The organism is Acidiphilium sp. 34-64-41 (assembly GCF_002282635.1).
GTDB classification, from domain to species: Bacteria; Pseudomonadota; Alphaproteobacteria; order Acetobacterales; family Acetobacteraceae; genus Acidiphilium; species Acidiphilium rubrum.
The window spans coordinates 1-7,400 of the sequence record NZ_NCJX01000118.1 but is presented as its reverse complement, the minus strand read 5'-3'; the positions used below and the strand labels follow the sequence as shown (position 1 = coordinate 7,400).

General features: G+C 60.1%; 5 protein-coding genes and 1 pseudogene. 4 read left to right on the top strand and 2 right to left on the bottom strand.

All coding sequences use genetic code 11. From position 1 onward, the window contains the following. The 3 genes from B7X49_RS17210 to dinB form a co-directional block, all read left to right on the top strand. The coding region (locus tag B7X49_RS17210) for an HRDC domain-containing protein (protein ID WP_286840386.1) at positions 1 to 280 on the top strand (280 nt) is incomplete at its 5' end. After that, a complete protein-coding gene (locus B7X49_RS17205) occupies positions 277 to 621 on the top strand; it encodes a hypothetical protein (protein ID WP_286704648.1) in 345 nt (114 codons plus the stop codon). The genes B7X49_RS17210 and B7X49_RS17205, both read left to right, overlap by 4 nt. 244 nt (positions 622 to 865) lie before the next feature. Next, on the top strand, positions 866 to 2,041 hold the full coding sequence (gene dinB / locus B7X49_RS17200; RefSeq protein WP_286704647.1) for a DNA polymerase IV: 1,176 nt from the start codon (positions 866 to 868) through the stop codon (positions 2,039 to 2,041). Here dinB and B7X49_RS17195 read toward each other — a convergent pair. After that, entirely contained in the window at positions 2,038 to 6,207 is a 4,170-nt protein-coding gene (locus B7X49_RS17195) for a DEAD/DEAH box helicase (RefSeq protein ID WP_286704646.1), read from the bottom strand. The genes dinB and B7X49_RS17195 overlap by 4 nt on opposite strands. Before the next feature lie 77 nt (positions 6,208 to 6,284). Between B7X49_RS17195 and B7X49_RS17190 the strand changes: the two are divergent. Beyond that, positions 6,285 to 6,551: pseudogene (locus B7X49_RS17190) on the top strand (IS630 family transposase); the annotation flags it as partial. Positions 6,552 to 6,678: 127 nt separating this feature from the next. On the opposite strand, the gene B7X49_RS17185 reads toward B7X49_RS17190, so the two are convergent. Beyond that, positions 6,679 to 7,400 (bottom strand): penicillin-binding transpeptidase domain-containing protein (locus tag B7X49_RS17185; protein WP_286840380.1); only part of this gene is annotated, 722 nt, incomplete at its 5' end.

Sequence of the window (7,400 nt, the reverse complement as noted above, 5' to 3'; positions counted from 1 at the left end):
AAAGGCCGAGCGGATCGAGCTTGGGAAGAGCGATGCCCAGCTGTTTACGATGCTGAAGGCCGAACGGGCTTATCTCGCCAAATCACAAAATCTGCCGGCATATGTGATTTTCACCGATGAAACCCTCGCCGCAATTGCCAAGGCACGTCCGCACAGTCTGTCGGATCTGGGATCCATCCCTGGCATGGGTACCACGAAGATCGAGCGGTACGGCATGAACGTCATCGATGTTGTGATGGCGTTCGAGCAACCTGACGATATCGGAGATTCGGTGGAGTGATTGGTTTCATGGCGGCAGGAAATGAATTGGCCCAGAAAAACGAAGAGGTGGTTCGCCACTTTGTAGGTTATCGGAGTTACGACAAACTGGGGGCGGCGACCGCGTTGGCGGCGTTATATCGGTCGACTACAAGGGTGGTTCGAGCTGGAGCCGTGGCGGACAACGCTCGAGATATTGGATCGATTGCAAAGCGAACAGCCTGGAATTTTTCCAGATCGTCTTCTGCGAACGTTGGGGGAGCGGCTGAAAAACTGGCGGCGGGATGCGGCACGCCGTCTGGTGTTTGGGGAAAAGCCGCAGACGAGAAGGGGGGATTTGGTGCCCTCGACGGCGAGCTCTGACTTTTGATGATTGCTGTTCAACCGAGAATCAGTTCGGCGTACGTGAGGCACACCGATGTTTGGGCCTGAGACAACAAATCAACCCGTCGGGACGATTCTCGGGTGAGGCGATACAATTATCAAGCCTGATTATCGCACGACAAGCGCTCAACCCGGTACGCTACGCGCTGGATGCAGCGATCCCGATGACGGAAAATCCTGTTCTGTTCTCGCCAAGTCGAACGTATGATAAAATGTCTGTGCGATGGATCGAACCAATCTGACCCCCACACCGACCGTGGCGCTCAGGCGCATCGTCCATATCGATATGGATGCCTTTTACGCATCGGTCGAACAACGTGACGATAAGTCGCTGCGCGGCAAGCCCGTTGCGGTGGGGGGTAACCGGGTACGTGGAGTTGTTGCGGCCGCCAGCTATGAGGCCCGTAAGTTTGGCGTTCGGTCCGCAATGCCGTCGATCACGGCGCTACGACAGTGCCCAAATTTGGTTTTCGTTCCGCCACGATTTGATGTCTACAAGGCGGTGTCAAATCAGATTCACGATATTTTCCGTCGCTACACCTCGATCATCCAACCACTGTCGCTAGATGAAGCCTACCTCGACGTGACAACGCCGTTGATAGATTGCGGGTCGGCCACGGCTCTCGCGGCCGAAATCCGCGCCGCCATCAGGGCGGAGACCGGTCTTACCGCGTCGGCTGGCGTATCGTACAACAAGTTTCTGGCGAAGCTAGCTTCGGATCATCGCAAGCCTGATGGTTTGTTCGTCATCACGCCAAGGCAGGGTCCAACGTTCGTCGAGTCTCTCCCGATCGGCAAGTTCCATGGCGTGGGTCCGGTGACCGAACAGCGGATGAATGCGCTGGGCATTTTTACCGGCCTCGATCTGAGGTGCCAATCGCTGGCACTTCTCATGCGGCATTTTGGGAAGGCGGCTGAATATTACTATGGCGTCGCTCGTGGCGAGGACGAACGGCCGGTCGAGGCTGACCGTGAACGAAAATCATTCAGCGCCGAGACGACATTCGTGAGGGACCTGACGGCATGGGATGAGGTGGGACCAGCGCTTGCCTCGGTGTTCGCAAGATTATGGTCTGTGTATGAGCGGGGCGCACCAGCTGGGCGAACCGTCACAGTGAAACTCAAATTTGTCGACTTCCGCCAGATCACCCGCAGCCGGTCCGTCACGGAGCCAATTACCACGAGATCTGAGCTGGAACGGATCAGCCTCGATCTTTTGCGATCATGTTTTCCTCTGGTGCTACCGGTCAGGCTGCTTGGCGTTACAATCTCCAATCTGGGCGGGGAGGACCATCCGCCGCATCAACTGGCCTTGCCGTTCGATCAGACAGAGGACCTGTCGACCAACAGGAGCGTGCTGGACGCGACGGTTGGAGACTGCAGTTCGGTGACCGCCTAGACCCGGATCAAATCGATCAATTCATCTTCGGTCAGGCGAGCAGCGACCTCGCCACCTTCGAGCAATTCGGAGGCGAGGTCACGCTTGTCCCGATGTAGGGCGAGGATGCGTTCTTCGATGCTGCCTTCCATGATCAGGCGATAGATCGTGACCGGCCGTTCCTGACCGATGCGATGGGCCCGGTCAGAGGCTTGGTCTTCGACTGCCGGATTCCACCAGGGGTCTAGATGCACGACATAATCGGCCGCCGTCAGGTTCAACCCGGTACCGCCGGCGCGCAGGCTGATCAGGAATAAATCCGATTGCCCGGCCTGGAATGCGGCTACTCGACGCTCCCGATCGGGTGCCGGCGTACTACCGTCAAGATATTCATAAGTTATGCCACGTTGATCCAGCGCAGCGCGGATCAAGCCGAGGTGACCAACGAATTGGCTGAACACCAGGGCCCGATGCCGATTGCGGATCAACTCCTCGACGAGGCCCAGAAAAGTCTCGAGCTTGCTGCTTGGCACCGATGCGTCCGCATCGACTAACGCGGGGTTGCAACAGGCTCGCCGCAGCCGGGTGATCTCCGCGAGGATATGGATCTTGCGTTTACCCGGCTGGGTATCCAGTTCGGCCAGATTGTCGAGCGCCTGCCGGCGTAACGCTTCATAGAAGATGCGCTCGGTCTCGTTCATTTCGACCACGATGGTCTGTTCAGTCCGAGGCGGCAGTTCGCTCAGCACCGCGGCCTTGGTCCGGCGCAACAGGAACGGCCGGATCAGGGTCCGCAGCGCCTGGCGGGCTTCGGGATCGCGATCCCGCTCAATCGGAATGGCGAACCGTTTCTGGAACCCTTCGCGCGAACCGAGCAGACCGGGGTTGAGGAAGTTGAACAGGCTCCACAATTCATCGAGATAGTTCTCGACCGGCGTTCCGGTCAGCACCACCCGGAAATCCGCTTGCAGTGAGAGGCTCGCCTGCGCGCGTTTGGTATCGGCGTTCTTGATCGCCTGGGCCTCATCCAGCACGACCATCGACCATTTGACGCCAGCGAGCGGCACGCTCTCCTGATGGAGTAATCCATAGGTGCAGATCAGAACGTCGTTTGGTCCAAGCGCCCCGATCAGATTGGCACGATCGCTGCTGGCCGAGAGGCGATGGACCGCCAGCGTCGGGGCAAACCTACGAATTTCCGCGCCCCAGTTGGGGCAGACCGAGGTCGGTGCTACGACCAGACAGGGGCCTGACTGCGCCTGTTCGAGCAGCACGGCGATCGCCTGGACGGTCTTGCCGAGGCCCATGTCATCGGCGAGGCAGGCGCCGGCCCCCCAGCGAGCAAGCCGTGACAGCCACACGAAGCCATCCAGTTGGTAATCGCGCAGGTCCGCCTGGAGATGACTAGGCAGGGCAGGGGTCCAGCCCTCTGCCGCGGTGATCCGTTCAATCTGGCGCTTCCATGCGGCGTCGCCGGTGATCGCGCCACCGTCCGCCAACGCCGCCTCGAGTGCAGCGGCGCCTAGCGCGTGCACCCGTCGCCCGGACCGATGCAGTTCGGAAACTGCCGTCAGCTTCCGCAGCTGGTTCTGCAGTTGCTGTGTGAGCGCGACGAAACTGCCATCCTCCAGTTTGACGAACCGCCCTTGTGTGCGTCTCAGCCTTTCGAGCAGAAATTGCATTTCCAGCACGCGATCTTTGTCGAGGGTGATGGTCCCATCGACATTGAACCAGTCCCGATCGCGGCTGATCTTTACCTTCATCCGATCGGACGAGGCTGCGTGAACCCGGATCCGCTGGCCCTCCGGCCATTCGATCGCAAGAGTACCGGCATAGGCCTGCAGTTCGAGGAGACATTCGAGGCTGCCTTCAAGATCGTCGAGCACCCATTCATGGGCCTCTGTGCCGCGACGATCACGCAAGGTCGGACAGGCGGAGATCAATGCGTTGCGCTCGGCGATCTCGGCTTTAAGGTCACGGCTGACACGAATCTGCTGTCCGGCGATCGTGGTCAACACGGAACGACCGCCCAGTCCGGGGACATAGGCCGGTCCTTCGGCACCGAACGGTCGGACCATGAGATTGAGCTTGATCCCGTCGTCCTGCGGAATGATCTGGACAACCGGCGCCGTGATACCCGGCTGCACCTCCTGCTCGATCTCATCGATCTCGGCGCGGATCGGCAGCGTGGGGTTTGTGCCGCGGATCAGGGCGATCACCTGATTGCGTGCCTTGGTCGGAACCGTCAGTCCGTGCCTGCCGAGGATATCCTGAATAGAGAGCATACGTCTCGGAAACTCGATCACCCGGTAGCGGGTTGGGGTTTCCGCTTCGAGGAAAACGGCCGGTTCATCGGCGGTATGGGATAGCGCGAGATGGAAGTCCTTGCCTTTCTTGCTTATGATCAGTTCCAGCGGGTAGGTGACCAGTTCGATCGGACGGGACCGCTGCCGCGCATCGAACACCGCTGAATGACCGATCAGCGCCGGCAGTACGCGGACAGGATCGAAATAATAGACCTCGCTGTCCCCCCAGCCGGCGGCCTCGCGACGCAGGCCGACCAGACCTGCACGATCTTCCGCGGTCAGATAGGTTAGGCGGGGGTCGTGCTCATGCAGCCGCTTCAGGGCGATCGGCCGGCCATCCGACCAGCCGTCACCCTTTGCCGTCTGCTCGACGACGTCGATCACTTTGGTGCCTGGATCGACGAACCAGGCGAGACGCTTGCCCGGCGTCTCGCGGGCTGCCGTGGGATCGGGCCGTGGGGCTCGTGCGCCCAACAGAACCCCCAGATTATCGAGGGCACGCTGCCAGGGCTCCTGGAGGCGAATGATATTTGCGAACCGCAGGGTGATCGAGCCACCAATATCCGCAAGATAAGCCTGGTAGGGGGCGGGATCCGGTGCGATCTCGACCAGGATCTCGGCATGGATCCGCGCGAACAGGGGGAGGCGCTCGTTCAGACGCCCGAATTCAACCACAATACTGTCCCGATGTTTGCGGGAGAGTTCGGGATCAACCGCGTATTCAGCGAGGGCACGCATGGCGAGATCGAGCAGCGGGCAGGGGGCGTCCCGTCGAAGTGTCTTAAGGAGGCCAGCCGCCTTGGCGTCAAACCCCTGACTGAGCCAAAGCAAGGCCTGCAGGCTCTGGTAGGCACCGATCTGACGCGTCTCTGCGAACAGAAGACTATCGATGTAGGTGCTGATCTCATGATGCACGGCCGCGTCGTTGGCCTCTATCAAGCTGAGCAGAAACAACACCCCGTGAAAATCATGGAGAAAGGCTTTCCTCCGGCCACGATCCTTGCGCAGGCGTTTCAGCGCGCGGCGATAGGACTGCCGCGCGGCATCGCCCTGGCCGGTCAGAAACTGGAATGCAGCCGTAGTGCACAAAGCATCGACGCTGGTAGGGTCGATCAATGTCACCAGACGGTCCTTGGCTTCATCGATTCTGCCTGCGATCAGATCATCGTCGAGCAGAGCCGGACCCAGAGCCGCAAACGCTGGCTGATCTTTGACCGTCCGGAAATAGGTCCGCAGGGTTTCGAGGTCGGGCGTTGCGTCATGCAATGCGAACTGCCCGTCCAGCTTCGCTTTGAACAGACCGATCTGAATCACCGGATGGCGACTACTCAGCCAGTCGATCCCGATCGGTGGATCTGAAAAGAGCGTCGCCAGCAGTTTGGTCGAATCATGGTGCGCACAATGCTTGTCGTGAAAGTCGCACAGCTCCGCAAATTTTTCACCATCGTTCCTGTAGATCGAATGGCGCAGCAGTCGGACTAGTGAATTGTAATCGCCTTGATATCGGCCATTGGAACTGAGCATCCGCGCGTAAGTCGTGGAGTACGCGGCGTCGACAATGGCAAGGAGCTCGTCGACCTCCGGCGAGGCCATCGCGTCAACCGAGACAGGATGCAGCAGAATCGCTTTGCAACCTTCGCGAGTCGTGATCAACCCTTTGCGCCTTAGGGTATCGACGGCTACACGGACAGCATTATAGGACCATGGCTTTCCTTTCGGTCCCGGCAGATCGCTCTGCGAGAGATGAGCGGCAAGACGGTATTGATCGGCCGAGGGAGCACTCAGGGCTTCAATTTTCATCACCGTCCGCAGGTCGGCGGGGCAATCGAGATAGGTCTGCCACAGATCGGTGCCCGTTGGGGATTTCGCGTTGTCATTCATGTCGCCGCCCGGTTTATCGACATGGGCGTGCAGAGGAAAGGGGAGGCGACCACGCCGGCTTCAACGATGTGATAGACTTCGCCGCCAAGCTTTCCGACATCGTCGGCCCCTACATGGACCCGCCGACGCAGGCCGTCGTGCTGTCCAGTGATAAGAAAAGCCAGATCTAGGCGCTCGACCGCAAACAGCCGGGCCTACCGATCAAGCCCGGCCGGTGCGGCACGATGACCCACGACTACAAGCGCCACGGCACGACGACGCTGTTCGCTGCACTCAACGTGCTCGAGGGCTCCGTCATCGGCCGCTGCATGCAGCAACATCGCCCCGAGGAGTTCATCCGCTTCCGAAGCGGCAGAACCGGCATTGCTGGATATTGACATAGGTCGAATTATTGTTATTCGCGCTATGGAATTTGAACATGATCGAGCTGCGTTGGGCGTCCGCATAGACGGCGGAACGGATGTGCCGACATCAGCCAACGGCCTGCTCCTGCCGAAATGCCGCCTTGAAAAGCGCCCGTGCCGCCTTCACCGGCCCTAACAGTGTGCCATGCTCGATCACCACCGCAGCCGCATAGCGGGGTGCTTCGACCGGCGCATAGCCCACGAACAGGGCGTTGGGCCGATCCTTCCAGGGCAGTCGTGCATCATCATAATTCTCCGCCTCCATCGCGGCGTCTTCGTCGATGACCTGCGCGGTACCCGTCTTGCCGGCCATGCGAATTCCCCCAAGCACCAGCCGCGCGTCCCACGAGGTGCCGAGCGTTGTGTTGACTACGGCATTCAGCCCCCTGCGCACCGTCGCGAGATGGGGATCGTCGAGCCCGATCAGTGCGATCGCCGGGCGCGCGATCGGTTTGCCGCCGATAGCGCGAACCAGATGGGGAACAATCAGGCGGCCGGTGGCAATCCGGCTGATCATCGTCGCAAGATTGAGCGGGGTGAACACCGTATAGCTCTGGCCGATACCCTCGACAGCGGTATCCCCCGCGGTCCAGGTGATGTGGCGCCGGCGGGCCCAGTCATGGGTCGGCAGAAATCCCTGCGCGATATCGGGAAAATCAAGCGGCGGTGCACCGGTCAGGCCAAGGCGCACACCCATTGTAGCCATCCGGTCGATGCCGGTCCGCATCGCGACATGATAATAGAACACGTCGCAACTCTGCTGCAGCGCCGATGCCGCATCCATCCAGC

Excerpts from the sequence above, each read along its gene's own strand:
- dinB (WP_286704647.1), top strand. The coding sequence starts at position 866 with ATGGATCGAACCAATCTGACCCCCACACCGACCGTGGCGCTCAGGCGC.
- B7X49_RS17195 (WP_286704646.1), bottom strand. The coding sequence starts at position 6,207 with ATGAATGACAACGCGAAATCCCCAACGGGCACCGATCTGTGGCAGACC.